The sequence below is a fragment of the Micromonospora sp. MGP-C2 genome, from assembly GCF_057766525.1.
Window position 1 is genome coordinate 5,334,314 of record NZ_JBYMEN010000002.1, and the last position, 26,372, is coordinate 5,360,685.

Here is a 26,372-nt window from a genome sequence, read left to right on the forward strand (position 1 = left end):
GTCAACTCAGGGTCCACTGCTGGGCCGGCCGGCCGTCGCAGGGCCGCTGCCGGACCTCGTCGCCCGCCTCGACGCCGTCGTCGTCGGCCTGCGCGCACTTGCCGCTGTGCGCCGCGACCAGCAGCACCGGGCCGGTGCCGATCGCGGTGAGCCGCCACTGCTGGTTGGCCTCGCCGTGGCAGGGCCACTGCACCACCCGTGCGCCGTCGTCCCGGCTGCCACCCTCGACGTCCAGGCACTGCCCGTGGGCCGCGTTGGTCAACGTCAGCACGTCCGCGCCGACCGGGTTGACCACCCACTGCTGCTCCGGGCCGCCGCTGCACGCGGCCAACCGGGCGCCGGCCTTCTCGCCGTCGCCGTCGAGCCCGAGGCAGAGCCCGGAGGCAACCCGGAGCACCCGGGGCCCGGTGGGTGGCCCGGCCGGGGTCGCCGACGGGGTCGGTGACGGCTCGGCCGGTGCGCTCGGGTCGGCCGCCGGGTCGGTCGGCGCCGCGGCGCTGGACGACGCGCCGACAGTCGCCGGCACGGGCTGCTCGTCCTGCCCGTCGAGCAGCCCGGTGGCGAAGACCACCCCGAGGAGCGCGCCGACGACCCCGACAGCCACCGCGACCCGCAGCAGCGGGTCGGCCAGCGGCCCGGGGCGGCGTGCCTGTCGCCCGCCGTAGACGGTGCCGGCGGGGTCGGGGCGTTCGTGGGGCGCGGACATACGCGTCATCCTCGCCCACGGCGGCGCGCCGGAGCCAGCCCGGCGGTCAGTCGACGACCCGGACGTCCTTCCAGAACGCCACCCGGTCACGCACCATCTCGGCGTCCGGCTTGGGCTCCGGGTAATACCAGACGGCGTCCGCGCTGGTGCTGCCCTCGTGCTCAAGGGTGTAGTACGAGGCGGTGCCCTTCCACGGGCAGACGGTGTGCGTCGCGGACTCCCGGATCAGGTCGTCGCGCAGGGCGGAGCGGGGGAAGTAGTGGTTGCCCTCCACCAGCACGGTGTCGTCGCTCTCGGCGACGACCAGGTCGTTCCACACGGCTTTTGGCATGTCTCCAACACTAGGCCGTGGCAGTGACGCCGGCAGCACTCAGCGGGTCGGCTGCGGGTCGGTGACGTCGGCCACTGTGGCGTCGAGGGCGGCGATCACGGCATCGGCGTCGGCGGCGATGGCGAGGCCGCGTTCACCGGCGCCGAGACTGATCTCCCGGCCGCGCAGTCGCTCGTCGGCGATCACCGGCCAGGCCGTGCTCGCGCCGAACGGGGTGATGGTGCCGCGTTCGTAACCGGTGGCGGCCAGTGCGCCCGCCGCGTCGGGCATGGACAGCCGCTGCACCCCGAGCAGGGCGCGCAGCTTGGGCCACGAGACGACCCGGTCCCCGGGGGTGAGCACGAACAGGTGATCGTCCGCACTCCGGCGGACCACGATCGTCTTCACCACATCGGCGACGGCCACACCCTGGGCCGCGGCAGCCTCCGCGAGGCTGCCGGCCTCACCGCGGCTGACCAGCCGATATGGCAGTTGGGCTGCTTCCAGGGCGGCGATCGCGGGCGATGGCATGCCCGCCACGGTAACGGCCGAGCCGGTCAGCGGACGGGAAACTCCCATCGTCGACGTCCCACGGATTTTGGAACGCGAGCGTAAGGTGATCACATGCGCGCTGAGCGTGTGGATCACCCCATTGACCATGATCAAGCGGTGGACACGCTGCGACGGTCGTACGCCGCGGTGCCCACGGGCGAGCCTGTCCGGCTGGCCAAACGCACTTCCAACCTGTTCCGCCCCCGGTCCGCTCCCCGGACTCCGGGGCTCGACGTGAGTGGCCTGAACGGCGTGCTGTCGGTCGACCCGACCGGCCGCACCGCCGACGTGCAGGGCATGTGCACGTACGAGGACCTGGTCGACGCGACCCTGCCACACGGGCTGATGCCGCTGGTGGTGCCACAGTTGCGCACCATCACGTTGGGCGGTGCGGTGACCGGCCTCGGGATCGAGTCGACCTCGTTCCGCAACGGCCTGCCGCACGAGTCGGTCCGGGAGCTGGACGTGCTCACCGGCTCCGGCGAGGTCGTCACCGCCCGACCCGACGGGGAGCACGCCGACCTGTTCGCCGCGTTCCCCAACTCGCTGGGCAGCCTCGGCTACGCCACCCGGCTGCGCATCGAGCTGCAACCGGTCGGCCGGTACGTGGCGTTGCGCAACGTCCGGTTCACCCAGCTGGAGGCGCTCACCGACGCGATCGCGGAGGTGACCGCGACCCGATCCTGGGCCGGCGAGCCGGTCGACGCGATGGACGGGGTGATGTTCAGCCCCGGTGAGGCGTACCTGGTGCTCGCCACGTTCACCGACGCGGCCGGCCCGCCCAGCGACTACACCGGCCAGGCGATCTACTACCGGTCGCTGCGCCAGCGCACCCGCGACGTGCTCACCGCGCACGACTATCTCTGGCGCTGGGACACCGACTGGTTCTGGTGCTCGGCGGCGTTCGGTGCGCAGCACCCGGTCATGCGCAGGTTCTGGCCGGCGCGTTACCGGCGCAGCGACTTCTACCACCGGCTGGTCCGTCTTGAGCACCGACACCAGGTGGCGGCCCGGATCGACCGGTTGCGCGGGCAACCGGCCCGGGAGCGGGTCGTGCAGGACGTGGAGATCCCGCTGGGTGAGACGGCGGACTTCCTGCGTTGGTTTGCCAGCGCAGTGGGGATGAACCCGGTGTGGCTGTGTCCGTTGCGACTGCGTGAGCCGGCGGGGCCCGGCTCGGCACGGTCCTGGCCGCTGTATCCACTCCGGCCGGGGCAGGACTACGTCAACATCGGGTTCTGGGGGAGCGTGCCGATCGCGCCGGGCGCCGCCGACGGCGACGTCAACCGCACGATCGAACGCAGGGTGTCGGAGTCGGGCGGGCACAAGTCGCTCTACTCCGACGCGTACTACGACCGGGACGCCTTCGATCGCCTCTACGGCGGCGACACGTGGCGCGCGGTGAAAGACCGCTACGACCCGGACCACCGGCTGACGGGACTGTACGAAAAGGCGGTAGCACGAGCATGAGCCTGACCGACAGAGATCAGGGGGCGGCGAGCGTCCCCGCCACCCCACCGGCGGGGGGCCGGCAAACGGGTCCGACCGTGGCGGATGTCATCCGCGCGGTCACCTCGGGGCCGTTGCCGGTGCGGATCACCGGGTACGACGGCAGCTCCGTCGGCCCGTCCGACGCGGGCATCACCCTGGCGATCCAATCCGAGCGGGGTTTGTCCTATCTGCTCACCGCGCCCGGTGACCTGGGCATGGCCCGGGCCTACGTCAGTGGCGACCTGGCGTTGCAGGGTGTGCACCCGGGCGACCCGTACGAGGCGTTGCGGGTGCTCAAGGACGAGCTGCGGTTGCGCCCACCGTCGCTGGCCGAGGGGCTGGCGCTGGTGCGTGGGCTGGGCTGGGAGCGGCTGATGCCGCCGCCGGCACCGCCGCAGGAGGCGTTGCCGCGCTGGAAGCGGGTGATGAACGGGATGCGGCACTCCCGGGTGCGCGACAGCACCGCGATCTCCCACCACTACGACGTCTCCAACGCCTTCTACGAGAAGGTGCTCGGCCCGTCGATGACGTACACCTGCGCGGTCTACCGGTCTCCGGACGACACGCTGGAGCAGGCCCAGGCCGCGAAGTACGACCTGGTCGCCGGCAAGCTGGGGCTCAAGAAGGGCATGCGGCTGCTGGATGTGGGCTGCGGCTGGGGTGGCATGGTGCAGCACGCCGCGCGTGAGTACGGCGTCAAGGCGCTCGGGGTGACCCTGTCGCAGGCACAGGCGCAGTGGGCGCAGGCCGCGATCGAGCGGGAGGGGCTGACCGGGCTGGCCGAGGTGCGACACCTGGACTACCGGGACGCGCCGCCGGAGCAGTTCGACGCCATCTCCTCGATCGGGCTGACCGAGCACATCGGGGTGCGCAACTACCCGGCCTACTTCGGGGCGTTGCGCAGTCGGCTGCGGCAGGGCGGCCGCCTGCTCAACCACTGCATCACCCGCGCGGACAATCGGGCGCCGCACCGCTCCGGCGCGTTCATCGACCGGTACGTCTTCCCGGACGGCGAGTTGGCCGGTCCGGGCCGGTTGATCAGCGAGGTGCACGACGCCGGCTTCGAGGTGCACCACGAGGAGAACCTGCGCCAGCACTACGCGCTGACGCTGGCTGCCTGGTGTCGCAACCTGGTCGAGCACTGGGACTTCTGTGTGTCCGAGGTGGGTGCGGGCACCGCCCGGGTGTGGGGGCTGTACATGGCCGGGTCGCGGATGGCGTTCGAGCGCAACGGCATCCAGCTGCACCAGGTGCTGGCCACGCACAACGGCCCGGACGGTGTGAACGGCTATCCGCTGCGACCGGACTGGTTGCCCTGATCACCTGCTGACAGTTGCCTGAAGCCGCGTCGAGAAAGTCGGCGCGGCTTCTCGCGAACCGATTGACAAACAAGTTTTGTACGTACAAACTGATTTTGCTATGAGAGACGTCCTGTACCTGGAGCAGATCGAGCAGGCCGAAGTCCTGCTCAAGCCGCAGCGCGTCGAGGTGCTGCGACAACTGGCCGAACCGCGCACCTGCACCGAGGTCGCGGCCCGACTCGACCAGACGCCACAGCGCGTCTACTACCACGTCAAGCAGCTCGTCGCGGCCGGCCTGGTCGAGCTGGTCAACGAGCGCAAGGTCCGCGGGATCACCGAGGGCATCTACCAGGCCGCCGCCCGGTCCTACTGGCTGTCGCCCCGGCTCGTCGGCCGGATCGGGCTGCGCCGGGCCCGCGACGAGCTGAGCCTGGGCTATCTGCTCGACCTGATGGAAGAGGTCCAGGCCGACGTGGCGGCCCTGGACCGGGCCGCCCCCGAGCTGCCCTCGATCGGCGTCTCCGGCGAGATCCGGGTGCCGGCCGAGCTTCGCCCACAGTTCCTGCACGACCTGCAAACCGCACTTCAGGACCTGTTCGCCCGTTACGGCGGCAGTGAAGGAGACGCCTTCAAGCTCGCCGTCGCCTGCTATCCGAAAGGAAATGACAATGAGTGACCCGTTGAAGGTCCAGGCCCGTCTCTCCGCGCCGGTCGGGCGCGTCCGCGAGGCCCTGACCGACCCGGCCGAGCTGCGTCTCTGGCTGGCCGAGCACGCCGAGGTCGAGCTGCCCCAGCGGTACGAGTTCTGGGGCCGCTACACGCCCGAGGGTGACGCCCCGCATCAGCGGCTGCTGCACGCCGACGACGACACCCTGCGCTTCAGTTGGCTGCTCGACGGGGTGGAGACCACCACCGAGTTCCAGTTGACCGCCGAGGGCACGGGCAGCACCGTGCTGACGCTGACCCAGAGCCACTTCGACTTCGCCGAGGCGATGAGCGGCTCCAGCATCCGGGGCGTGCTCCAGACGTACTGGTCGCTGTGCATCGCCAACCTGGCGGCCCACCTGGAGGGCCGGCCGTTGCTGCCCCGCACCGACTTCACCTCCGCCGACCTGCGCGGTGAGCTGGTCATCGCGGCCCCGGCCGACAAGGTGTGGGAGTCGCTTACCGACTCCGAGCAGGCCAGCGCCTGGTTCGGCTACCCGATCGGCATCGAGCCCTGGGTCGGTGGCCGGTACGCCATGGGCGGGTTCGACGCCGGTTACGCGGCCAAGGTGGTCGACCTGGAGCCGGGCCGGAAGATGTCCGTCGACTGGGGCCCGGTCGGCGTCACCAGCTGGGAGCTGGCCGAGTCCGGTGGCCGGACCACGCTGACGTTCGTGCAGAGCGGCTTCGACGAGACCAACCCGCCGTACGCGGCCTGGACTGGGTCGGTTTCCGGGCTGGCCGAGCTGCGCCGCTTCCACGAGGTGCCGGACTGGCAGCCGATCTGGCTCCCCGCCGAGATCCCCGGCCTGGAGCCCCAGCCGGCCAGCTGAGACCCGCCGGCGCCCGGCCCCCTGCTCGTGCTCGATGTGAGCCGGTGGGGCCGGGTTCCGGTGATCCGCTGGCCGGATCGGGTGACTTTCTGCGTCTGAGTGGGTATTGGCGGGCGATGTTCTTCATCTTTGGTCTGCGTACCAAGGTCGACCGGTCCGGTGTCGTGCAGCAGGTCTGCCGTCACTGCGGCAACCAGGCCGCGCAGGTGATCACCCGCCGCTCGACGAAATTCACCCTGTTCTTCATACCGCTCATTCCGATCCGCACCCGGTATGCGCAGCAGTGCACGTTCTGCGGGGCGCAGTACGACATCTCCAGGTCCGACGCTGAGCGCCTCCCGGTCGGCTGATCTCCCGATGGAACGTTTCCTCTGCTGGCTGATCGGCCGACCGACGCCGCCGGTCGACGTGGCAGTGCACACCGTTGCCCGCCCGCCCTGCACCCCCGGCCGGCGCAGACGCCGCCGCGCACGCCGCCCAGTGGCCGGCACCGCCCTGCCCCGATCTCCCTGGAACCGCTCCGCCGGCCGCTGACGGGGTTTACCGCATTCCCCGCTATCGATTACCGTCAGTCCGGTCGATCTGCTGATCGCCCACCCGAGGGCGATCACGCCACGGACGCGGGGGTCCACTTGTCAGCACACCGAAGGCGTCGGTGGGGCGCAGCCCTGCTCGGCGCCACAGTCCTTGCCAGCCTGCTGGGCGGCGGCTCAGCTCACGCCGTCGCCGGCGCCCAGCCGGTCCCGGACGGCACCTACCGCTTCAACGTCAAAATCAGCTTCGGCGCCGAGCTCGCCTGCTCCGGCGCGCTCATCAACGAGAACTGGGTGGTGACGGCGAAGAGCTGCTTCACCACGGGCTCAACGGCCGTGGGGTCCGGCCCGCCGAGTCAGCCGAGCACCGTGCTGGTCGGCCGCACCGACCTGAGCGGCACGACCGGTCAGCAGCGTGGCGTGGCGTCGCTCACACCGCACCCGGATCGCGACCTCGTGCTGGCCCGCCTCTCCACGCCGGTCACCGACGTCGGCCCGGTCACGCTGACCGGCACCGCGCCGGCCGCCGCCGAGACGCTCACCGCGACCGGGTACGGCCGGACGTCGACCGAGTGGGTTCCCGACCGGCTGCACCAGGGCAGTTTTACTGTGGACAACGTCGCCGCAACCACGGTGGGTCTTAGCGGAGCGTCCAGCGGCGCCACCCTGTGCCGGGGTGACGCCGGTGCCCCGGTGTTCCGCGAGAACGGCGGCGTCGCCACGCTGGTGGCTGTCGTCGCGTCGTCCTGGCAGAAGGGCTGCCTCGGCGAGGTCGAGACACGTGACGGTGCGACCGCCACCCGGGTCGACGACCTCGCCGCCTGGATCGGTGAGGCGACAGCGGACGTCCAGATCTTCGGGGTGCAGGCCGACCGGAGGCTGACCTACAGCGTCATCGACTCGGCGACCGGCGACCTGCGGGCCAACCGCACCTCCGCCGCCGCCCTCGGGTTCGCTCCGAAGGCGATGGCCACGTTGAACGAGAACACCATCCTGATCACCGACACCGGCGGCAACATGCACCGCGTGGACGTCACCGGGTTCGACCCGCTGACCTTCACCGCCACGAACATCGTCGGCGGCTTCTCACCGTACGACCGGCTGACCTACGACGGTTACGGCTCGCTCTACATGATCAACGGCAATACGAACGAGCTGTACCGCCGGACGCTGACCAAGGCCAGGCCGACCGGCGGCGCCGACATCAGCTGGCCCACCCTCGTCTCCTCCGGCTTCGCGCAGAAGACCATCACCTCGCCCGGGGCCGGCCGCATCATGGGCACGCTCGCGGACGGGCGGCTGCTGTCGTACCGCATCTACGGCAACGGCAACGGCAACGGTTCGATTGCCTGGACGCTCGGCGAACTGGCCAAGACCGGTTGGGCCGCGCCGACGCACCTGCTCTCGCCCGGCGGCGGTGTCTACTATGCCCGCACCTCGGCCGGTCGGCTGGACCGCTACCGCGACGCCAACCCGTTCGACGACAGCGGGTCCGACATCACGGCCTTCCCGAACGACCCGGTCAGCACCAGCGGGTGGAACCAGGTCCTGCTCTCCGCCCGCCCCTGGACCGGCCTGGTGTCGGTCTTCGGCGCAAAGCCGGACGGACGGCTGTCGTACACCGCTTTCGACCCGGTGACCGGCGAGAAGCGGGTCACCACGGTGTCGGCGCAGACCCTCGGGTTCGCTCCGAAGGCGATGGCGACGCTCAACTCGGACACGCTGCTGGTGACCAACAACGGCAATCTGTACCGGGTGGACATCACCGGCACCGACCCGCTGACCTTCACTCGTACGGCCGAGCGCATCGGCGGCGGGTGGACCCACGATCGCCTGGTCTACGACGGCTTCGGCTCGCTGTTCGGTCAGGCCGGCGGTGTCCTGCACCGTTACACGGTGACGAAGGCCAAGCCGGCCAACACGACGACCGACATCACCACGAACACGACCGTCATCGACAGCGGTTTCGGTGTGCCCTCGCTCGCCGCCACCGGCAAGGGGCGGCTGCTCGCCACGACGAACGCGGGCGCCCTCGCCACGTACACCATCCCGGCGACGGGTCCGTGGAGCCGCGTGGATCCGGCCAGCAGCGGCTGGGGCGGCGTCACGTCGCTCTTCTCGCCCGGCGGCGGGCATTACTACCGCCGCGACGCGAACGGGGTGGTGACCGGCTGGTTGGATGCCAGCCCGTACAACGGCAGCGGCACCGACCTCACGGCCTACGTTCCCGCCGGCAGCACGAGCACCGGTTGGGATCCGCTGCTCTCGGCGCTGCCGTACGACTCGTGGCCGGACAGCACCCGCCGATGGTGACGTGCTGACCACCCAACCGCAGTGACGGTGCGGGCCGCCCGGTGACGGGTGGCCCGCACCTTTTGTCAATGGCGGGCCTGCCGTTCGGCTCTGGCGGGTCATCCGGCCGCTGGCTAGGCTTTCCAGGTTTGCTGGGACCGGTCCTCGGTGTCGAGGGTGCACCACGAGAGAGAGCCGGAGCGTTCGCCGTGTCACCGCAGGACGTGAGCCAGGCCGTCGCGGTGTCCACCGCGTCGGCACCGCCCACGCGTCCCGACCACGCTGACCGGCCGACGTTCGCGACGTCCCGGACGGCCCGTGGTGGCCTGATCGCCGTAGGTGCGGTTCTGGCCGTGGAGGCGTGCTGGCTGGTGGCCGCGCTGCCCGGTGCCGCGCTGGTCAGTGATCTCGGCGGGATGCTGGTCGCCGGCTGGGCGACGTTCGCATGCGTCGGGGTGGCCCGCCGGCATCCGGCGCCGCTGCGGCGGTTCTGGACGCTGCTCGCCGTCACCATGGCGCTCGCGGCGCTCGGCCGGGCGATCTGGACGACGCAGCGGCTCGTCGGCGGCGACCTGCCGCACACACCGTTGGTGGGGGTGGTCTTCACCGCCGGCATCCTCACCGGTACGGCGGCGCTGCTCAGCTCGCCGTCGGCGCCCCGGTCGGCGGTGGGGCGGGCCCGCACGTTGCTGGACGGGATGATCGTCGCGCTGGCCCTGGTGCCGATCGGCTGGGTGCTGGTGTTCCGCGGGGTGGCCGCCGCCGAGTTGGCCGACTCGGCGCGCACGCTGGGGCTGCCCCGGTCACCCGATCGACCTGTGCTGGCCGCTGAGCTACCTGCTGATCGGCCTGGCCACCCGGAACCCGCCACCACCGGACTGCGACGGCACCGACGACGCCGCCGAGTCGCCGCTCCCGATCGCCGTGGAACCGCTCCGCCGGCCGCTGACACACTCGTCGCAGACCCACCCCACCGCCCGTACCTGGGGCTGGCGGCACACCGGTCAGATGCCAGCCATCGGTGCCGGGGCGGACAACGGCAGCACCGGATCGGCCGCCCGGATCGTGGCAACGATCTGTGTCAGTTGCCGGTAGCCGCCGCCGGCCGCCCTGATGTGGGTGTCCGCATCGGCGTGGTTGCCCAGGTGGCACTCGGCGATGGCCCGCAGGAGAAACGCGACGCTGCACAGATCCGGCGGGTCGACACCGGCCCGAACGTCGAGAAGCAGCGACCGCGCCTGCTCCGGCCGCTGGTTGAGCAGGTACGCCAGGCTCATCGCGACACGGGCGGCCAACCTGTGTGGCTGCACCTGAAAGCCGAGCTGTGCCAGTTCCCAGATCTCCACCACCTCGCGGTGGTCGACAGGTGATCTGGTCACCACCGCGGCGTACAGGTACCACAACCCGAACTGGATGCTGAGCGCCTGCCCGATGGCGGCGGCCGTCACGGGATCGGTGCTGTCGGCGCGAGCCAGCGCCGCGAGTCGCTCGGCGTCGGCGACGAAGTCCGTCGCCGACCGCGCGTGTCCCGTGCTCCAGCGGCGTTGAAAGGCGGCGAGCGCGAGCCGCGTGTCGTTACCGTCGCGAACCGGATCTCCGAGGTGGCCGTCGTCCGCCTCTCCATGGCTGATCGTCCGCAGCGTCCGGTTTATCTCCTCCTGGTAGTAGGCCGCCCGCAGCGCCGCGCTGGTGGCGGTCGGCGCCGAGAGCCAGGGGAGCAGGTTGCGGCCGTCACTGTGGGGCGAGGGAACGAGGTTGGCCAGCCCCAGAAGCGCCGCGAGTAGTGCTGCGCTGAGCAGCGCGAAGCGTGGCACCGGTGTGCTTGTCAACGCCGTCGCGGCACCCAGCACCGTCGCGGTGCACAGGTTGACCACTGGGCCACTGAGGTAGAACAGCACCATCCGCAGCGGCAACGCAGTCGACGACGGCGCAGGTCGGACCGACACGTGGTTGCGCCACCCGGTGAACGGCGCGATACGGACGGCGACCACCTCCAGGCGCAGCAGCTTCGCCGCGACGAGGTGTCCGCACTCGTGCAGGACGAGGTGCGCCCAGAACGACAGGCAGGTGATGCCAGCGGCGACGATGGCACCCGCCAGGGACTCGGTGACGAGGAGTGCGAACAGCACCGCTTCCACCAACAGAAGGATGGAGGCGGCCACCAGCCGCCGGCGGGTAGAGGTCACCGGGGAGATGGTACGGCCGAACAGGTAACGGCGCGGCCGTCCTACGTGGCCGAACCGGGTCGAATCGCGCGGCCGTCCGGACCTTGGCGGGCACCCGGGGCGCTGGCTAGGCTTTCGGGGTTTGCCGTGGACAGGTCCGCCGAGGGTGCACGTACGACGAAGAGCCGGAGCAACCGTGTCCCGACAGGACGGAAAGCAGGCTGCGGGGCTTCTCAGCCCCGCCGGTGCTGCCGTCGCGGCCGCAGTCATCCTGCTGGAGGCATGCTGGCTTGTCGCGGCGCTGCCCGGTGCCGCGTTGGTCAGTGATCTCGGCGGGATGCTGGTCGCAGGCTGGGCGACGTTCGCGTGCGTAGGGGCGGCCCGCCGGCATCCGGTGCCACTGCGCCGGTTCTGGAGGCTGCTCGCCGTCACCATGGCGCTCGCCGCGCTCGGCCGGGCGATCTGGACGACGCAGCGGCTCGTCGGCGGCGACCTGCCGCACACACCGTTGGTGGGGGTGGTCTTCACCGCCGGCATCCTCACCGGTACGGCGGCGCTGCTCAGCTCGCCGTCGGCGCCCCGGTCGGCGGTGGGGCGGGCCCGTACGTTGCTGGACGGGATGATCGTCGCGCTGGCCCTGGTGCCGATCGGCTGGGTGCTGGTGTTCCGCGGGGTGGCCGCCGCCGAGTTGGCCGACCCGGCGCGCACGCTGGGGCTGCTCTACCCGATGTTCGACCTGATGCAGCTCACCATCCTGGTCGCCGTCGCAGGCCCGGCCCGGCCGATGTGGCGGCCGATGAGCGTGCTCGCGGTGAGCCTCACCCTGCGGGTCGTCGCCGACGTCGTCTACGTGTCGTTGGTCGTCCGTGCCGACTACGCCCCCGGTCACCCGATCGACCTGTGTTGGCCGCTGAGCTACCTGCTGATCGGCCTGGCCACCCGGAATCCGCCACCACCGGACTGCGACGGCACCGACGACGCCGCCGTGTCGCCGCTGCCGCCCTGGTGGCGGGTGGCGCTGCCGTACCTGCCGGTGGGTGGGGCGATCATCGCGGTGGTGCTGACCCGTCGGCCCACCGGGCAGGCCCCGCAGCTGGTCTTCGTCACCATGATGGCGTTGCTCGCGGCCCTCGCCGTACGGCAGGGGCTGGCCGCCAACGAGAACCTGCGGCTGGTGGCCCGGCTGCGCCGGCTCGCGTACGGCGACCAGCTCACCGGGCTGCCCAACCGGCTGCTGTTCAACCGGCGGCTGCGCCTGGCCCTGCGCGACGGGCGACCGGTGGCCGTGCTGCTGCTCGACCTGGACGGGTTCAAGCAGGTCAACGACCGGTTCGGGCACGCCACCGGCGACACTCTGCTGACCGGGTTGGCGGCCCGGATGCGGGCTGCCGTGAGCGACGACGGCACCATCGCCCGGCTCGGTGGCGACGAGTTCGCGGTGCTGGTCGACGGCGAGCGACCGGTCTCACCGGAGCGGCTCGCCGAGCGGCTGCTGGACGCGCTGCGGCCCTCCGGCGACGAGGAGGACGTCGGGGTGCACCCGTCGGCGAGCATCGGCATCGCCGAGTACGGCCCGCAGCACGCCTCGCACACCGACCTGCTGCGCGACGCCGACATCGCCATGTACGCGGCGAAGGCGGCTGGGAAGTCCGCGTACCGGACGTGCACCCCGGCGCTGCGCGAGTCGGCCGTCTCCCGCGCCGAGTTGATCGCCGATCTGCGCCGCGCGGTCGACGAGGAGCAGCTGCACCTGGAGTTCCAACCGATCGTCGACCTGTGCACCGGCGCGGTTCGCAGCGCCGAGGCGTTGGTGCGCTGGCGGCACCCGCGTCTGGGGATGCTGCCACCGGCGAGGTTCCTGCCGCTGGCCGAGGAGACCGGGTTGATCCTGCCGATCGACCGCTGGGTGATCCACGAGGCGTGCCGGGCCGCCGCGACCTGGCGGGGCCGGGTGCCGGAGGCGACAGTCGCGGTGAACATCGCCGCGGCGCACCTGCGCCGGCCGGACCTGATCGCCACTGTCACCGCGGCCACCAGTGCCGCCGGGCTGGCGCCGCGGGCGTTGACCCTGGAGCTGACCGAGTCGGCGCTGATCGAGGGCACCGACGCGGTGCTGGAGCGGCTGCACCAGATCCGGGAGCTGGGCATCAGGATCGCCATCGACGACTTCGGCACCGGTTACTCGTCGCTGAGCTACCTGCACCGCATCCCGGCCACCGAGCTGAAGATCGACCGCTCGTTCGTGGCCCGGCTGGGTGCCGACGACCGGGCGTACGCCACGGTGGAGATGATCACCCGGCTGGCTGGCGCGTTCGACCTCACTGTGGTCGCCGAGGGCGTGGAGACCGAGCGCCAGCACGAGGCGGTCGCCGCAATCGGTTGCCCGCGCGGTCAGGGCTATCTGTACGGGCGGCCGGACGGCCCGGCCATGGTGGGCCAGAATCGGGCTTGACCCTCACGTAGCGGCAGGCGGGAGCCTGGTTCCCGGAAGGGAGGGGAACCATGGCGTACACGGTGGGTCAGGTGGCGAAGCTGGCTGGCGTGACGATCCGGACGTTGCACCACTACGACGAGATCGGGTTGCTCTCGCCGAGCGGACGGACCTCTGCTGGTTACCGCCGCTACGACGAGGCGGACCTGCAACGGCTGCAACTCGTCCTGTACTACCGGGAGCTGGGTTTCCCGCTTGAGGAGATCACCGCGATCATCGACGACCCGGCGGCCGACCCGGCCGCCCACCTGCGCCGACAGCACGAGCTGCTGACGGTACGGATGAAGCGGTTGCAGGAGATGGTCACGGCGATCGAGTTCGCGATGGAGGCGAGCAAGTTGAACATCCAACTCACTCCGGAAGAGCGGTTCGAGGTCTTCGGTGACGTCGACCCGGAGGAGCACCAGGCCGAGGCGGAGCAGCGCTGGGGTGACACCGACGCGTACCGGGAGTCGAACCGGCGGGCCTCCCGCTACAGCAAGGAGGACTGGCTACGGATCAAGGCGGAGAACGAGGACTGGGGTCGACGGATCGTCGCGGTGATGGCCTCGGGCGCCCCGGCCGACGGCCCGGAGGCGATGGAGTTGGCCGAGGAGCACCGGCAGATCATCAGCCGCTGGTTCTACGAGTGCTCGTACGAGATGCAGACCGGGTTGGCCGACATGTACCTGGCCGACGAGCGGTTCACCGCGCACTACGAGAGCATCGCCCCGGGGCTGGCCGCGTACCTGAACGAGGCGATCCACGCCAACGCGATCAGCCGCGCGTGACGTCGGGCGGTCCGGCTAGTCTGGCCGGACCGCACCGCGGTGAGCGTCGATCGGCGACCGGCCGGCGGCGTGCCGCTCGGGGGAGATGACCGTGCAGAAGCCGAAGCTGATCGCTGCTGTCGCCGTGCTCGTGGTGGCGGTGGGCGCCGGGGCGTACGCCCTGGTGGCTGGCGGCGACGAGCCGGACGCGGGTCGCCCGGCGGCGTCGGCCGGCCCGACGGACCCGGTCGCCGTGTTGAAGGCCGCCGCCGCGAAGGCCGACGAGCAGACGTACAAGCTGACAGTGGGCACCGGCGGCGCGGACGGCGACGCCACGGTGCTGCTGTGGGACCCGAAGACGAAGCGTGGTCTGGAGACCACCTCGCTGAAGGTGCCCACCGGTGAGGTGAAGATCGAGCGGTTGACGACCGGGCCGGACGTCTACGTGCGGGTGACCGCCCCGGACCGCCGAGTGCCGGTCTGGGACGGCAAGACCTGGTGGCACGTCGGCGCCGCGGGAAAGCCGGCGGCCAAGCAGGGCCTGGACAACACCCGGCTGGCCAGCACGTTGGCCGCGCCGGCCGGGGTCCGGCAGACCGCCACGCGGGAGTTCGCCGGCACGTTGGACCTGCGCGAGAGCGGCGCGGTGCTGGGCAGCGGGGTCAGCAAGGTGCTCGGTGACCGGGCCGGGGCGGTGCCGTTCACGGCGGCCGTCGACGAGCAGGGGCGGTTGGTGCGTTACCGCATCGAGTTGGCCAGCGAGCAGTCGCAGACCGCACAGCTCGACCTGACGTACTCGGACTTCGGATCGCCGGTGTCGGCCGACCCGCCGGCGGCCGACCTGGTTGGCGAAAACCCGCCGGCGAACATCCCCGGCGCCTGACGGCTCACTCCTCGACCGCCCCCTCGCTGGGGGTGACGAGAAAGTCGTAGACGGTACGGGCCATCCGACGGACCGTCTCGTCGCCGGTGGCCATCGGCCCGGCGGTGAGGAACGCGACGGCGGTCTCGGTGCCCGGGATCAGGTAGTAGCCGACGTCGTGGGAGGCGTCCGGCAGGTCACCGGTCTTGTGGGCCACCGGCACCCCGGGCGGCAACGCCGCCGGGATCTTGGTGTTCAGGGTCTGCTCCCGCATGAACCCGATCATCAGGTCACGGGACGCGGGGGTGAGGATCTCGCCGTCCCAGACGGCGCCGAGCAGGGACACCACGTCGTCCGGGCTGGTGTAGTTCTCCTCGCCACGCTGGGCGGCCGCACTGTCGAGCATCCGGCGGGCCAGGATGGTGGACCGCTGGTTCATCGAGTCGATCAGCACGACCTGTCCACAGTCGACCCGGCGGAGCAGCTCGACGAGGATCCACAGTTTGATCACGCTGGCGGCCTTAGGGCGCAGCGAGCCGTTGACCGCGATCTGCTGGTCGCCGTACCGGCCGGACAGGTCGCGGACGGTGGCCCCGGCCGGGTTGAGGCTCGCGTCGGCGACCACCCGGGCGAGCTGCCCGCTGAGCGGAAACAGCCGGGCTCCGGCGATCGGGTCGGTGGGCGGTTGCGGGCTGGTGACCACCACGCCGGTCAGCGTCGTCGGCGACCGGTGCCGTTGGATCACCTCAAGCGTGCCCTCGGCGCGTCCGACCAGCGGCACCCGGTAGCGGTAGGCCGTGCCCCCGACGACGACAGCGCCGCTGGCCACCCCGGCGGCGACCCGCATGCCCGGGTCGGCGATCCGGCCGGTGTCGCCGTCGCAGGCGCGGTAGCGCACGGTGTGCCCGAGTGAGTCCACAGCGAACACCCCGCCGGGGAACGACAACCAGGACACCTCGCTGGTCGCCGCCCGCTCCGGCGTCGGCTCCACACCGGGCTCGTGGCCCTGCCCGTCCGCGGTGGCCGGCCCGGTCGTCGCGACCACGGCAAGCGCGACCGTCGTCGCCAGCCACTTCAGGGGTACGCGGACAGGGGCCCCCAGTAGGGAAGATGAGCGCTTCTTGTCGCTTTTTCTCACGTTTGCACGATATGAAGCGCCGGTGGCTGGTGAGGCCAGCGGGACCGGCGTCACCCGTCCGGGCGGCGATGTCCGCACGAGCGTGATGACTCACAGGTATAAAAATGACTCACAGGCATCAGCCTCATCAGCGGCACCGACCCGGAGGTCCCCATGTTGATCATTGCAGGCAGTCTGCAGGTCGCACCGGCCGCACGTGAGGCCTACCTGGCCGACTGCGAACAGGTCATCGCGCAGGCGCGCGCCACCGCCGGCTGCCTCGACTTCCTGCTCGCGGCCGACCCGTTGGAGCCGGGACGGATCCACGTCTACGAACGCTGGGAGTCCGCGGAGCAGTTGGCCGCGTTCCGGGGCTCAGGGCCGAGTGACACGCAGGAAGTGGAGATCCTCGACGCCGACGTGCAGCGCTACCTGATCTCCGGCGTCGAGGCACCCTGACCCGGGTCACCCACGGCCGGAGGGTCACATCGGCGGTCCCGCCGAGGGCTCGGGTTCCGCGGGCAGGCTGGGCGCCAGCCGGCGCATCGAGGTGAACGCGGGCACCAGCGCGTCGTACAGCTCGGCGAAGAGCGGCAGCAGCGCCGCGTAGGTGGCGGCGGCGGCCGGGTCGGGGCGTACCGTCTCCTCGATCCGCACCAGGTCGGCGGCGACGTCGATGCTGGGGATCAGCCCCAGCGCCTGCATGCCGAGCAGCGCCGCGCCGAAGCTCGACCCCTCGTGCGCGGCTGGAAAACTCACCGGCAGGCCGAGCACGTCGGCGAGCATCTGCCGCCACAGGCCGCTGCGGGCGAAACCGCCACCGGCCCGGATCTCGCGGACCTCGTTGCCGGCCGAGCGCACCGAGCTGAGCACCAGCGCGAGCTGCTGGCAGACCCCCTCCAGCGCCGCCCGGATCAGATGCTCGCGGCGGTGCCCGTGGGTCAACCCCACGTACGCGCCGCGCGGCAGCGCGCTCCAGTGCGGCGCGCGTTCGCTGTGCAGGTACGGCAGCATGATGAGCCCACCCGAGCCGACCGGCGCGCGGGCGGCGAGGGCGACCAGCTCCTCCTCGGCGTGCTCGCCCAGGTCCGGGGCGAGCGCCGCGCCGGCCCACTTGAGGACGATGCCGCCGTTGTTGATCGCGCCGCCGACCGTCCAGCGGTGCTCGGTCAGCGCGTAGCAGAACACCCCACCGAGCGGGTCCACGCCCGGCCGCTCCACCATCACGCGCATCGCGCCGCTGGTGCCGATCGAGCAGGCCACCATGCCCGGGTGCACCGCGCCCAGGCCCAGGTTCGCCAGTGGCCCGTCACCGGCGCCGACCACCACCGGGGTGCGCTCCGGCAGACCGGTCACGGCCGCGACCTGCGGGGTGAGGCTGGGCAGCACGGCGGTGGTGGCGACGAGCTGGGGGAGTTGCTCCTCGGTGATGCCGGCGATGGTCAGCGCCTCGCTGTCCCACTCCAGTGTGTGGATGTCCATCAGGCCGGTGGCCGAGGCGATGGAGTGGTCGATGACCAGCGCGTCGCAGAGCCGCAGCAGCACCCAGTCCTTGATGCCCACCCAGTGCGCGACGCTCTCGAAGAGCTTCGGCTCCTGCTCGGCGAACCAGAGCAGCTTGGGCAGCGGCGACATGGGATGGACCGGCGTGCCGGTGCGACGGTGCAGGGCCAGCCCGGACGGCACCGCCCGCAGCCGCTCCGCCTGCCGGGTCGCCCGCGAGTCGGCCCAGGTGACCGACGGGGTGAGCGGGTTGCCGGCCGCGTCCAGGCCGATCAGGCTGTGCATTGCGGAGCTGAACGAGAGCCCGGCCACCGGGTCGACCAGCTCGGCCACCACCATGCTGATCGACTTCAGCACGGCGTCGAGGATGAGTTGCGGCTCCTGCTCGGCGTACCCGGGTTGGGGGTCGTCCAGCGGGTAGCCGACCGAGTGGCTGGCGAGCTGCCGCCCGTCGGTGTCGTACGCGACGGCCTTGGTGCTGGTGGTGCCGATGTCCACGCCGACGACCACGGCGGGCCTGTCCTGCGGCACGACCCGCACCCCCTCGGTAAAGATGAACGTCGGCACCAGTATCGCCCTATCGTGTTGGTTCCTCCGCCGATCGGACAGTTCACCCGTTTCGGCGTTTCCGAGCGCCGCGCCGCGCCTGTTAATCCCCATGACACCCCAGATTGGTGGCCTGCGCGGCGAAGGAGTCGGCGTGGCAAAGACTGAATCGACGGGTTCCACCTGGCGGTACCGGTGGGCGCACCGGCAGAACGTGCGGCGGGTCAGCACCTACCGCGGCGCCGAAGCGGCGTGGCGGCGACGCGACGACGAGTTACGGCGGCTGCGCGTCCTGGCCGCCGACTTCCAGGGCTCGGCGGCGGCCGGTGCGGGACTGCCGCTGGAGTTGGCCGCCGACGAGGTGGTGCTCTGGGCACTGCCCGCGGCGCAACTGGTCGAGGTGCGGCACACCACAGTGCTGCCCGCGCCCGACCTGACTGTCGCCCCGCAGACCGGGCCGCTGCGCCCACGCCGCCCCGACGGCGTACGCGTCACCGACGCCGGCATGGCCGTGATCACCAGCCGTCGGCTGGTGCTGCTCGGTGGGCGAGGCCGGCGCGAGTGGGCGTACGGCCGGATCACCGGGCTGGCCCACGACCCGGCGGCCCCGGTCACCCTGATCCAGGCGCTGGACCGGCGGCTCACCTCCGGGTTGCTGCTGCCCACCGACGCTGCGCCGGACTTCCGGTTCAAGCTGACGCTGGCCTTCGCCGACGCGATCGAACAACGCGCCGCGGTGCTCGGCCAGCTCGACGAGCTGATCGCCGAGCACGCCCAGCTCAAGCCGTTCCGGCCGGCAGTGAACACCCCCGCGCAGGCCCGGTTCACCGCGCGGGTGCCGGGTGGTCGGCGGACCCTCGCGGTGGCCGCCGCCATCGCGCTGCTGGTGCCGGCGGCGCTGATCGAGTCGGACCCGTCCGACCCGACCGGTAGCCCGGAGGAGGCCGTCGCCGCCACCCCGGCTCCCACCCACAGCGTGGCGCCCGCGCTGATCCGCCCGTCGCCGGTGCGGGTCACCCCGCCGTCGAAGCCGACGAGGTCACCACGGCCGTCACCGAGCGCGTCTCAGGGCCCGCGCTGTGGGGCGCCGGAAAACCCGCTGGGGTACGACTATTGCGGCGGGACGCGGATCCGCAAGCCGGCCGCCGAGGTGTGCGACTGGTTCGACTGCGTTCCGCAGTTCTGGTCCGGCCGGGGTTACCTGGTGCAGTGTCGGGACGGTTCGGTCAGCCTGACCGGCGGCCGGCCCAATGCCTGCGCGGAGCACGGTGGCGTGCGGCGAACCGTCGCCAAGTGACCGATTTGGGGGCGAAAGTCTGCTTCGGTCGGCCAGAATGATCGAGTGGAGATCCGGTCTGACGATGGCGCTCGGGTGCGGATACGTCCCGTCGGCTACCAGCCCGGCATCGACCCGCCCGACGACCCCGAGGGGCCCACGCCCGGCTGGCACGACTGGCTGCTCATCGAGGTGGACGCCCGCACTGCCGACGGTCAGACCTGGTCACACCACTACCCGAGCCTCATGGTCGAGGAGGCCCGCGCCCTCGGCGGCTGGCTGCACGGGCAGGCCACCGCCGCCCTCGGGCTGAGCGCGCCGCCGGCGCTGGTCCGCTTCACCGAACCCAACCTGGTCCTGCGCAGCCGGGTGCTGCGCCGCCGCCGGCTGGAGCTGATCGTGGAGTTCTCCGCCGAGTCGCTGCCACCGTGGATGCGCCGCCCGTCCACAGCGATCTACCCGCTGGTCCTCACCGTGTCCGCCGACGCCCTCGCCACCGCCGCCCAGCACTGGGCCGAACACTGCGAGGCGTACCCGCCACGGACCCCGTCGCGGTTTCCAGCCCGGGGCCGGCTCCCCGACCCACTCGGCTAGAGTGATCTTCGTCAGCCACGAGAGGAGGTGAGCCCGGTGACCACCCATCGCCATTCCTGGGCGCTCCTCTCGGCCGTCCCCCTCAGCTGACTTTCCGCGTCGGGGAGCGCCCTCCTTATCGGAGGACCAATGTCTGTCTCTTCCTTCCGCATCGACGTGCCCGATGCGGTCCTCGACGACCTGCGGGCCCGACTGGCCCGTACCCGATTCACCGACCGCAGCGGCAACCAGCCGTGGCAGGGCGGCGTCGATGCCGACTACCTGCGGGACCTGGTGTCCTACTGGCACGACGGATTCGACTGGCGAGCCCGCGAGGCCGAGCTCAACGCGTACCCCCAGCACCTGGCCGTCGTCGGCGGCCGGAAGCTGCACTTCCTGCACGTCCGGGCCGCGCGCCCGGCGGGTACGCCCGCGTCGTTGCCGTTGATCCTCAGCCACGGCTGGCCCAGCAGCTTCGTGGAGATGCTGCCGTTGGTCGACCGGCTGACCAGCCCTGCCGGCGGCGGTTTCGACGTGGTGGTGCCCTCGCTGCCCGGCTTCGGTTTCTCGGAGGTCCCGGACGAGCCGGTCACCCGGGCGTTGCTGGCCCGGACGCTGCACGAGCTGATGACCGACGTGCTCGGCTACGAGCGGTACGGCGCCTTCGGCGGTGACGTCGGGGGAGTGGTCACCGGTTGGCTCGGTGCCCTCCATCCGGAGCAGGTGGCCGGCATCCACATGATCCATCCACCGTTCCCGGCCAGCTTCGACGCCCGTCCGCTGTCGGCGGCCGAGCAGGCGTACCTGGACGCCGAAGCCGAATACGACGAGACCGACGGCGGCTACAGCGCCATCATGGGCACCCGCCCGGACACCCTCGCGGCGGCTCTCGCCGACTCACCCGCCGGGCTGGCAGCCTGGATCGTCGACAAGTACCGCGACTGGAGCGACAACCACGGGGACCTGGCGAACAGCATCGACACCGACACCCTGCTCACCATCATCACGCTCTACTGGGTCACCGGCACGATCGGCTCGTCGTTCCGGCAGTACGCCGACTTCGACCACAACACGCCACGACCCGACATCACAGTGCCGGCCGCGTTCACGGTGAGCACCGAACCCTCGATGGCCAACTTCCCCCGGGAGATCGCCGAGCGGGCCTGCACCGACATCCGGCACTGGAGCGAGCCGGGCCGGGGCGGGCACTTCATGCCGCTGGAGGAACCGGATCTGCTCGCCGTCGAGTTGAGGGAGTTCTTCACCTCGCTGCGCGCGTAGTCGCGGTGCTTGCTCGCTGACCAGCGCCCGGGGTGGCCGGCGGCTGTTGCGGCAGTCACCGCAACAGCCGCCTGCACCCGTGGCTACCCGCCGAGCGACGCCTTGACGGCGCCGATGGCGTCGAACAACTCCTCGCTGTGCTCGAAGCCGTCCTCGACGACAGCCATGTCAACCCCGCATTCGCGCTGCCGCGCCCGCAGCAGCGTTTCCTCCACGGGACTCACCGGGAAGGCCAGCGGGTCGAGGCCGGGAGCCTGGGCCACGTCGTCGACCAGGAGCCACTTGCTGTGCTCGTCGTAGACGACCACACCGGCGGCTATTCCCCTGGTCCACTGCTCGAAGAGCGTGGCCAGGCTGGTGGCGGCACGGACCGACTCCCAGGAGTCCTCTGAGACCGGGTAGCGCCAGATCTCACCCTCGTGCTCGCCCGCGAGGACGAACGTGTAGAGGACGGCATCGAAGTGGAACAGAGGCATCTGCTGCCGCCACGGGAACGGCGTGCCGATCGACAGCCCCAGGTAGTCCAGCGCGTCCCCACCCTCCGGCCAGGGCATCCGCCATCCGACGTTGGGCAGCAACTGCCGGTCGGGCCAGCGCTGCGACTGCAACCACGTCAGCTGCTCGGCGATGTGATCCACCCCGAAGATCCGGTGGACCACGTCCGGCGGCTGCCCGGCCGGCGACTCGCCCTGGTCGGGCCAGTCGAGGCCGGCAGCCCTCGCCGCGACGCGGTACTCCCGCACCGCGTCGCGCAGCACGCGCATGTCATCAAGCATCAGGAAGCTCCTCGGCTACGGGGCCTTGGGGGTCATGCAGAGGCTAGCCCCGCCCCCGCTGACCTTGAAGGCGAAGCTCGGGCCGCCTGCCTCGACCCACGGCTTCACCGGCAGCACGACGAACTTGGTGTTGTTCGTCACCTTGCACTTGCCGTAGAGCGAGTTGATGTCCCTGGCCTGCGGCAGCGACTCCGCCGTCGACACCAGCTTGAGGCTGGCGACCTGGCCGGTCAGGTTGACCGCCTGGGTCGTCGACCAGAACGGGAATTCGTCGCAGGTCTGCCCGGGCACCCGCACATCGCACGCGTTCGGTTTGAACGCCAGGGTGTTGAACCAGCCGCGGGAGTGGCCCTGGGCGCGTGCCGCCTGCCCTCCCACGCTGCGCGCGGGATAGAACCACACCGCCCGGGTCGCCGGCTGCGGGAACCCGCCGTCGCCCATGGCGGCCACGATGTGCTTGCCGGTCTCGGTCATGTCGTCGCCCTGGTAGTTCTTGGCACCGGGGACGTAGACGATGACGTTGTCGTCACACCCGGCCTTGCCCTGGGTGCCGCGCTGGGCCGTGCACGCCGCGTCGATGATCCGCTTGAGACGCGAATCCTCCGTGGAGTCCCACGCGAAGGGGAGATTGCGCTGACCGGCCACCAACTTCGTGGTCTTGATGACCTCGGCGTAGACCTTCAGGCTGTTGTACCACTCGCCCTCGTCCAGGCCCCAGTTGTCGAACGTGTCGAAGTCGACGTCGTGCTCGATCGGGTATTCGATGATGCCGTTCACACCGATCGTGCCGGGGAACAGGATGGCGAGCAGGACGCCCAGCACGACACCGATGCCGATGCCGGCGGCACCGACGACGATCCACGAGGTGCCGGCGGCGGCGACCTGAGCGGCCGCGACGACCTCGACCGTCTCCGCGATGGGAGCCAGCAGCGTCGCGCAGGCTCCGCTCGCACACCAGGCAATCGGCGCCACCGGGCCCGGCACCAGCAGGCGGGCCTGCGTGACGTCCACCGAGGAGATCACCGGGCCGCGGCCGGACGGGGCCACCGCGAAGAGCATGTCGGTGATGTTGTCCGCGCAGTCGAGCAGTTTCTCGCCCGACGGCGGCAGGAAGGCGTCGAGGCAGCTGCTGTTCGCCGCCCGGTAGCAGCCGAGGAAGACCTCCGTGCTGCCGGCGGGCACCGGCACCGTGGAGCGTGAGCTGGCCGCGATGTAGAAGTCGCCACCGGCGCCAGCGCACTGCGACGTTTCACTGGCAGTCGTCTGCGTGGTCGCCGGCGACACCTCATCCACGTGGACCATGGTGGTGAAGTCACCGGAGAGCTCCCGCGCCACCGTGCCGTCGGCGCGCAGCGCCTCGACCCGGAACTCGTACGGGGTGTACTCCTCAAGCGGTTCGATGGGGAGCTTGATGACGCTGTCCGCCGTGCACGGGTTGGCCGCGTTGCCGTTGCCGTCCACGCAGAGCTGCACCAGCGTGAACTGGTCGTAGATCTGGCCGTCCAGGTAGACGCGGTAGCTCGCCTCGTTGGCGGGCTCGGGGTGCCAGCTGGCCATGGCGCCCCCCTCATCCGGATCCAGGGTCAGACCGGCGTCGACGTCCGGCGGCGGCGGCAACGCGTCCGTCGTAAAGGACGTCGTGGCGGGCGTAGCAGACCGGTTGCCGGCCAGGTCGATGGCGACCACGGAGACGGTGTGGTTGCTGGACGGCGCCAGGCCCGTGATCGAGTACGAGCGGGTGCCGACAGTGGTCCGTTGCGCCGCACCGCCGTCGACCTTGACCTCGTATCCGGCCAGGCCGTAGTTGTCGGTCGCCGCGCCCCAGCTCACCCTGGCGCTGGTCGCCGTGATCGTGCCGACCGCCAGGTTGGGGACGTTGCTCGGCGGGATCAGGTCCTTCACGGTGATGCCGCGCAAAATCTTCGCGTACCGGCCGGGCTCACGCTCGGCGCGGGAGCAGACCTGGACCGGGCCCAGGTGCGGCGGGCGCATGCTGGTGGTCCAGGACGCGGACCAGTTCGTGACGCCGGGCGGCGGCGGCCCGAAGGTGAAGCTCGACGAGGTCGTCTTCTCGATCGAGACGTCCACCATCGTGGCCTGCTTGTGCAGGTAGCCGTTGATGGCGATCTTGCCGTTGGCGTCGACCGCGACCTCCGACCCGGCTGTCGGTCCCTCAAGCCGGATGGAGGCGTGGTTGACGTCCTCCGGTACGGACGGGTCGGCGCAGGCCGGAAGCTGCTCCGCGGGCACCGCCTGGGTGACCGCCGCCGCCTGGGCCGGCGGGGCGCTGATCAGGGTGACTGGCAGGACAAGCGCGACGGCGAGTGCCGTCGCGCGGAGTGATTTGCTGAAATATCGAGTACGTCGATGGTCGGCCATGCGGCTCCGCTCCCCGTAATTGATCAATGACGGAGTAAAGCCTTCCACCTGCATCTATATTTAGTCCAGCCAATATTGAGCCCGAGGGCACGCCCCCGACGCGGCCACGGCCTGGGCGTCCGTCAAATCTCTCCTTTCGGGCGCAACGGGATGCATCGATCTCGCCCGCGTTGCCTGTCACGTACGTGAGCGGTTGTACCGCGTGTGACCGTGACCTCTGTGGCCTGCACTCCCTGGCGGATCGCCTGGGCCGAGCGTGAGAACGAGCGCAGGCAGCGCGCGTACCGCGACGCCACCGACGCCTGGCTGCGCCGCGACGACCACCTGGCCCGGCTCCGCATCGAAGCCGCCAGCTTCCTCGGGTGTACGCAGCCACGCACCGGCCTCCCCGTGCAGCTCGACGACGACGAACTCGTCTTCCGCGTCCTCCCCGTCGCCGAGCTCGTCGAGGCCGAGGCCCGGCACATCCCTGGGCTGCCCACCCCGGGCGGCTCCTGTGCCTTCGCCGAGGTGTCGGGCGAAGCGCTGCCGGCGGGCCTGCGGGTCGTCGACACCGGCATGGCCGTCGTGACCAGCCGCCGAGTGGCCTTCGCCGGCCGAGAGCGCCTACGCGAGTGGCGGTACGCCGACCTGGTCGGCCCCGCGCACCACCCCGACGTGCCGGTCACCCTGCTGCCCGACCACAGTCGACTCGCCGGGCTGCTCGTTCCAGCCAACGCCGTGGTGAACTTCCGCTTCTACCTCACCCTCGCCGTCGCTGCGGCTGCCGGCGATCGTGCCGTCGTCATCGCGCAGCTCGACGCACTGCTGTCCGCCCATCAGGGTGCCCGGCCCACACCGTTGCCCTTGGTAGGACCGGACGAGGCTCCGCTCAGCGCGGTACGGCCGGACCGCCGGGCGCTCGGTGCCGCCGCCGTCGCGACCGTGGTGTTCGCGACGATAAGTCCCGGCGCTCTGGGTCCTCACGCGTTGGGGTCAGAGCAGGCCAGTCCTGTGCAGCGGGCGCAGATCGTCGCGATGGACGTTCCGAGGGCCGGGGCGATCCTGGTCCCGGTCCGTCCCGTCGGGCCGGTGGCACCCAAAGTCAGCTTCGGAGCGGTCGGCCCCGCCACGCAGAGCCAGCCGGATGCCCCGTCTCGCGCAGTGGTGCCTGTTCGGCCTGTGGTGCCGTCGGCTGTTCCCACTATTGTGGAAACGTCGGCCGCTGTGGCTCCGGCGCCGTCCGTCGCCCCGGCCCCGTCGGCCAGTACGGTGCCGACGCCTGGTCCGGTCCCCACCACGGGCCCGCCCACGTCAGCCCCTCCGACGCCGCCCACCGCGTCGGCCTCGCCGACCCCGACTGCGACGCCTTCGTCGGATGCCGCGCTGCTGATGGCCTGCCTGGACCCGTTGCAGCTCCCGTTACTGGACCAGCTGCTCTGCCCGTCTCCGGCACCCTCACCAGCGGGTTGATGGGTGCCCTTAAATCGTTGGTGGGCCTCTTTGGCTCAGTCCATGCCGGTGAAGTCGGGGACGGTCAGGGTGCCGTCCTCGGCGAGGTGGAAGCCTGGGTTCCAGGCGATCTCCCAGACGTGACCGTCCGGGTCGGCGAAATAGCCGGCGTAGCCGCCGTAGAACGTCTCCCGCGCCGGCTTGGTCACCTCGCCGCCGGCTTTGGTCGCCGTGGCGATCAGCTCGTCGACCTCCGCGCGGGAGCGGACGTTCTGGGCCAGGGTCATCGCGCCCGTGCCCGGATCGTGGATGCCGGCGTCGTCGGCGAGCTTGTCCCGGCCCCAGAGGACGAGGGCCAGGCCGCCGGCCTGGAAGAAGACTGTCTCCTCGACCTCCTGGCCCTGCCAACCGAGCTGCTCGTAGAACGCCTTCGCGCGCGCTACGTCCGTGACTCCCAGGGTGACGAGGCTGATCCGCTGCTCCATGCCCTCAACCTAACG

The 26,372-nt window shown here is 71.2% G+C and carries 23 protein-coding genes; 14 read left to right on the top strand and 9 right to left on the bottom strand.

What is annotated here, in order from left to right; translation table 11 throughout:
* Window position 1: 1 nt before the first annotated feature.
* From AC3CF1_RS24615 to AC3CF1_RS24625, 3 genes are read right to left on the bottom strand one after another with little or no spacing between them, the layout of a single operon-like run.
* Window positions 2–706, bottom strand: coding sequence for an RICIN domain-containing protein (locus tag AC3CF1_RS24615; RefSeq protein WP_488451342.1), 705 nt, complete (start codon window positions 704–706; stop codon window positions 2–4).
* Window positions 707–752: 46 nt separating this feature from the next.
* Window positions 753–1,037: a DUF427 domain-containing protein gene (locus AC3CF1_RS24620; RefSeq protein WP_074317101.1), complete on the bottom strand. Its 285-nt coding sequence runs from the start codon at window positions 1,035–1,037 to the stop codon at window positions 753–755.
* Between the two features lie 39 nt (window positions 1,038–1,076).
* Complete coding sequence (locus AC3CF1_RS24625) at window positions 1,077–1,547, bottom strand: aminoacyl-tRNA deacylase (RefSeq protein ID WP_088946353.1); 471 nt, start codon at window positions 1,545–1,547, stop codon at window positions 1,077–1,079.
* Between the two features lie 93 nt (window positions 1,548–1,640).
* Here AC3CF1_RS24625 and AC3CF1_RS24630 point away from each other — a divergent pair, with 93 nt between their 5' ends.
* The 6 genes from AC3CF1_RS24630 to AC3CF1_RS24655 all read left to right on the top strand — a co-directional run bounded on the left by AC3CF1_RS24630 (window position 1,641) and on the right by AC3CF1_RS24655 (window position 8,744).
* Window positions 1,641–3,038 (top strand): FAD-binding oxidoreductase, encoded by a 1,398-nt coding sequence (locus AC3CF1_RS24630; protein ID WP_488451343.1) that lies wholly within the window; start codon window positions 1,641–1,643, stop codon window positions 3,036–3,038.
* Complete coding sequence (locus AC3CF1_RS24635; protein WP_488451344.1) at window positions 3,035–4,378, top strand: class I SAM-dependent methyltransferase; 1,344 nt, start codon at window positions 3,035–3,037, stop codon at window positions 4,376–4,378. Before AC3CF1_RS24630 ends, AC3CF1_RS24635 begins: the two co-directional genes overlap by 4 nt.
* 100 nt (window positions 4,379–4,478) lie before the next feature.
* Window positions 4,479–5,036 carry a winged helix-turn-helix domain-containing protein gene (locus tag AC3CF1_RS24640; protein WP_141907998.1) on the top strand — a complete coding sequence of 186 codons (558 nt, stop codon included), beginning with the start codon at window positions 4,479–4,481 and terminating at the stop codon, window positions 5,034–5,036.
* Entirely contained in the window at window positions 5,029–5,898 is an 870-nt protein-coding gene (locus AC3CF1_RS24645) for an SRPBCC domain-containing protein (RefSeq protein ID WP_488451345.1), read from the top strand. The genes AC3CF1_RS24640 and AC3CF1_RS24645 overlap by 8 nt, the downstream gene beginning before the upstream one ends.
* Window positions 5,899–5,942: 44 nt before the next feature.
* Complete coding sequence (locus tag AC3CF1_RS24650; RefSeq protein ID WP_354981352.1) at window positions 5,943–6,248, top strand: zinc-ribbon domain-containing protein; 306 nt, start codon at window positions 5,943–5,945, stop codon at window positions 6,246–6,248.
* 282 nt (window positions 6,249–6,530) lie between these two features.
* Window positions 6,531–8,744, top strand: coding sequence for a S1 family peptidase (locus AC3CF1_RS24655; RefSeq protein WP_488451346.1), 2,214 nt, complete (start codon window positions 6,531–6,533; stop codon window positions 8,742–8,744).
* Window positions 8,745–9,727: 983 nt separating this feature from the next.
* Here AC3CF1_RS24655 and AC3CF1_RS24660 read toward each other — a convergent pair.
* Window positions 9,728–10,909: a zinc metalloprotease gene (locus AC3CF1_RS24660; RefSeq protein WP_488451347.1), complete on the bottom strand. Its 1,182-nt coding sequence runs from the start codon at window positions 10,907–10,909 to the stop codon at window positions 9,728–9,730.
* Between the two features lie 175 nt (window positions 10,910–11,084).
* Here AC3CF1_RS24660 and AC3CF1_RS24665 point away from each other — a divergent pair, with 175 nt between their 5' ends.
* From AC3CF1_RS24665 to AC3CF1_RS24675, 3 genes are all read left to right on the top strand, one after another.
* A complete protein-coding gene (locus AC3CF1_RS24665) occupies window positions 11,085–13,340 on the top strand; it encodes a putative bifunctional diguanylate cyclase/phosphodiesterase (protein ID WP_488451348.1) in 2,256 nt (751 codons plus the stop codon).
* 50 nt (window positions 13,341–13,390) lie between these two features.
* Window positions 13,391–14,149 (top strand): MerR family transcriptional regulator, encoded by a 759-nt coding sequence (locus tag AC3CF1_RS24670; RefSeq protein WP_088946361.1) that lies wholly within the window; start codon window positions 13,391–13,393, stop codon window positions 14,147–14,149.
* Window positions 14,150–14,240: 91 nt separating this feature from the next.
* A complete protein-coding gene (locus AC3CF1_RS24675) occupies window positions 14,241–15,011 on the top strand; it encodes a hypothetical protein (protein WP_488451349.1) in 771 nt (256 codons plus the stop codon).
* A 4-nt stretch (window positions 15,012–15,015) separates the two neighbouring features.
* Here AC3CF1_RS24675 and AC3CF1_RS24680 read toward each other — a convergent pair whose 3' ends face one another.
* Window positions 15,016–16,128, bottom strand: coding sequence for a serine hydrolase (locus AC3CF1_RS24680; protein WP_488451350.1), 1,113 nt, complete (start codon window positions 16,126–16,128; stop codon window positions 15,016–15,018).
* A gap of 153 nt (window positions 16,129–16,281) precedes the next feature.
* On the opposite strand from AC3CF1_RS24680, the gene AC3CF1_RS24685 reads away from it, so the two are divergent.
* On the top strand, window positions 16,282–16,566 hold the full coding sequence (locus AC3CF1_RS24685; RefSeq protein WP_488451351.1) for a putative quinol monooxygenase: 285 nt from the start codon (window positions 16,282–16,284) through the stop codon (window positions 16,564–16,566).
* Between the two features lie 24 nt (window positions 16,567–16,590).
* Here AC3CF1_RS24685 and AC3CF1_RS24690 read toward each other — a convergent pair whose 3' ends face one another.
* Window positions 16,591–18,177, bottom strand: a complete 1,587-nt coding sequence (locus AC3CF1_RS24690; protein WP_488451352.1) for a gluconokinase — start codon at window positions 18,175–18,177, stop codon at window positions 16,591–16,593.
* A 133-nt stretch (window positions 18,178–18,310) separates the two neighbouring features.
* On the opposite strand from AC3CF1_RS24690, the gene AC3CF1_RS24695 reads away from it, so the two are divergent.
* The 3 genes from AC3CF1_RS24695 to AC3CF1_RS24705 all read left to right on the top strand — a co-directional run bounded on the left by AC3CF1_RS24695 (window position 18,311) and on the right by AC3CF1_RS24705 (window position 21,286).
* Window positions 18,311–19,453 (top strand): hypothetical protein, encoded by a 1,143-nt coding sequence (locus AC3CF1_RS24695; RefSeq protein ID WP_488451353.1) that lies wholly within the window; start codon window positions 18,311–18,313, stop codon window positions 19,451–19,453.
* Window positions 19,454–19,498: 45 nt separating this feature from the next.
* A complete protein-coding gene (locus AC3CF1_RS24700; protein ID WP_488451354.1) occupies window positions 19,499–20,026 on the top strand; it encodes a WapI family immunity protein in 528 nt (175 codons plus the stop codon).
* 129 nt (window positions 20,027–20,155) lie between these two features.
* Window positions 20,156–21,286: an epoxide hydrolase family protein gene (locus tag AC3CF1_RS24705; RefSeq protein ID WP_488451355.1), complete on the top strand. Its 1,131-nt coding sequence runs from the start codon at window positions 20,156–20,158 to the stop codon at window positions 21,284–21,286.
* Window positions 21,287–21,369: 83 nt separating this feature from the next.
* Here AC3CF1_RS24705 and AC3CF1_RS24710 read toward each other — a convergent pair whose 3' ends face one another.
* Both AC3CF1_RS24710 and AC3CF1_RS24715 read right to left on the bottom strand, forming a co-directional pair.
* Entirely contained in the window at window positions 21,370–22,062 is a 693-nt protein-coding gene (locus tag AC3CF1_RS24710) for a hypothetical protein (protein ID WP_099850802.1), read from the bottom strand.
* Between the two features lie 15 nt (window positions 22,063–22,077).
* Complete coding sequence (locus AC3CF1_RS24715; RefSeq protein WP_488451356.1) at window positions 22,078–24,441, bottom strand: fibronectin type III domain-containing protein; 2,364 nt, start codon at window positions 24,439–24,441, stop codon at window positions 22,078–22,080.
* Between the two features lie 219 nt (window positions 24,442–24,660).
* Between AC3CF1_RS24715 and AC3CF1_RS24720 the strand changes: the two genes are divergently transcribed.
* The gene (locus AC3CF1_RS24720; protein WP_488451357.1) at window positions 24,661–25,893 is read left to right on the top strand and encodes a hypothetical protein; all 1,233 of its coding nucleotides are present in this window, start codon (window positions 24,661–24,663) and stop codon (window positions 25,891–25,893) included.
* Window positions 25,894–25,928: 35 nt separating this feature from the next.
* On the opposite strand, the gene AC3CF1_RS24725 is transcribed toward AC3CF1_RS24720, so the two are convergent.
* A complete protein-coding gene (locus AC3CF1_RS24725; RefSeq protein WP_488451358.1) occupies window positions 25,929–26,357 on the bottom strand; it encodes a VOC family protein in 429 nt (142 codons plus the stop codon).
* Window positions 26,358–26,372: the final 15 nt, after the last annotated feature.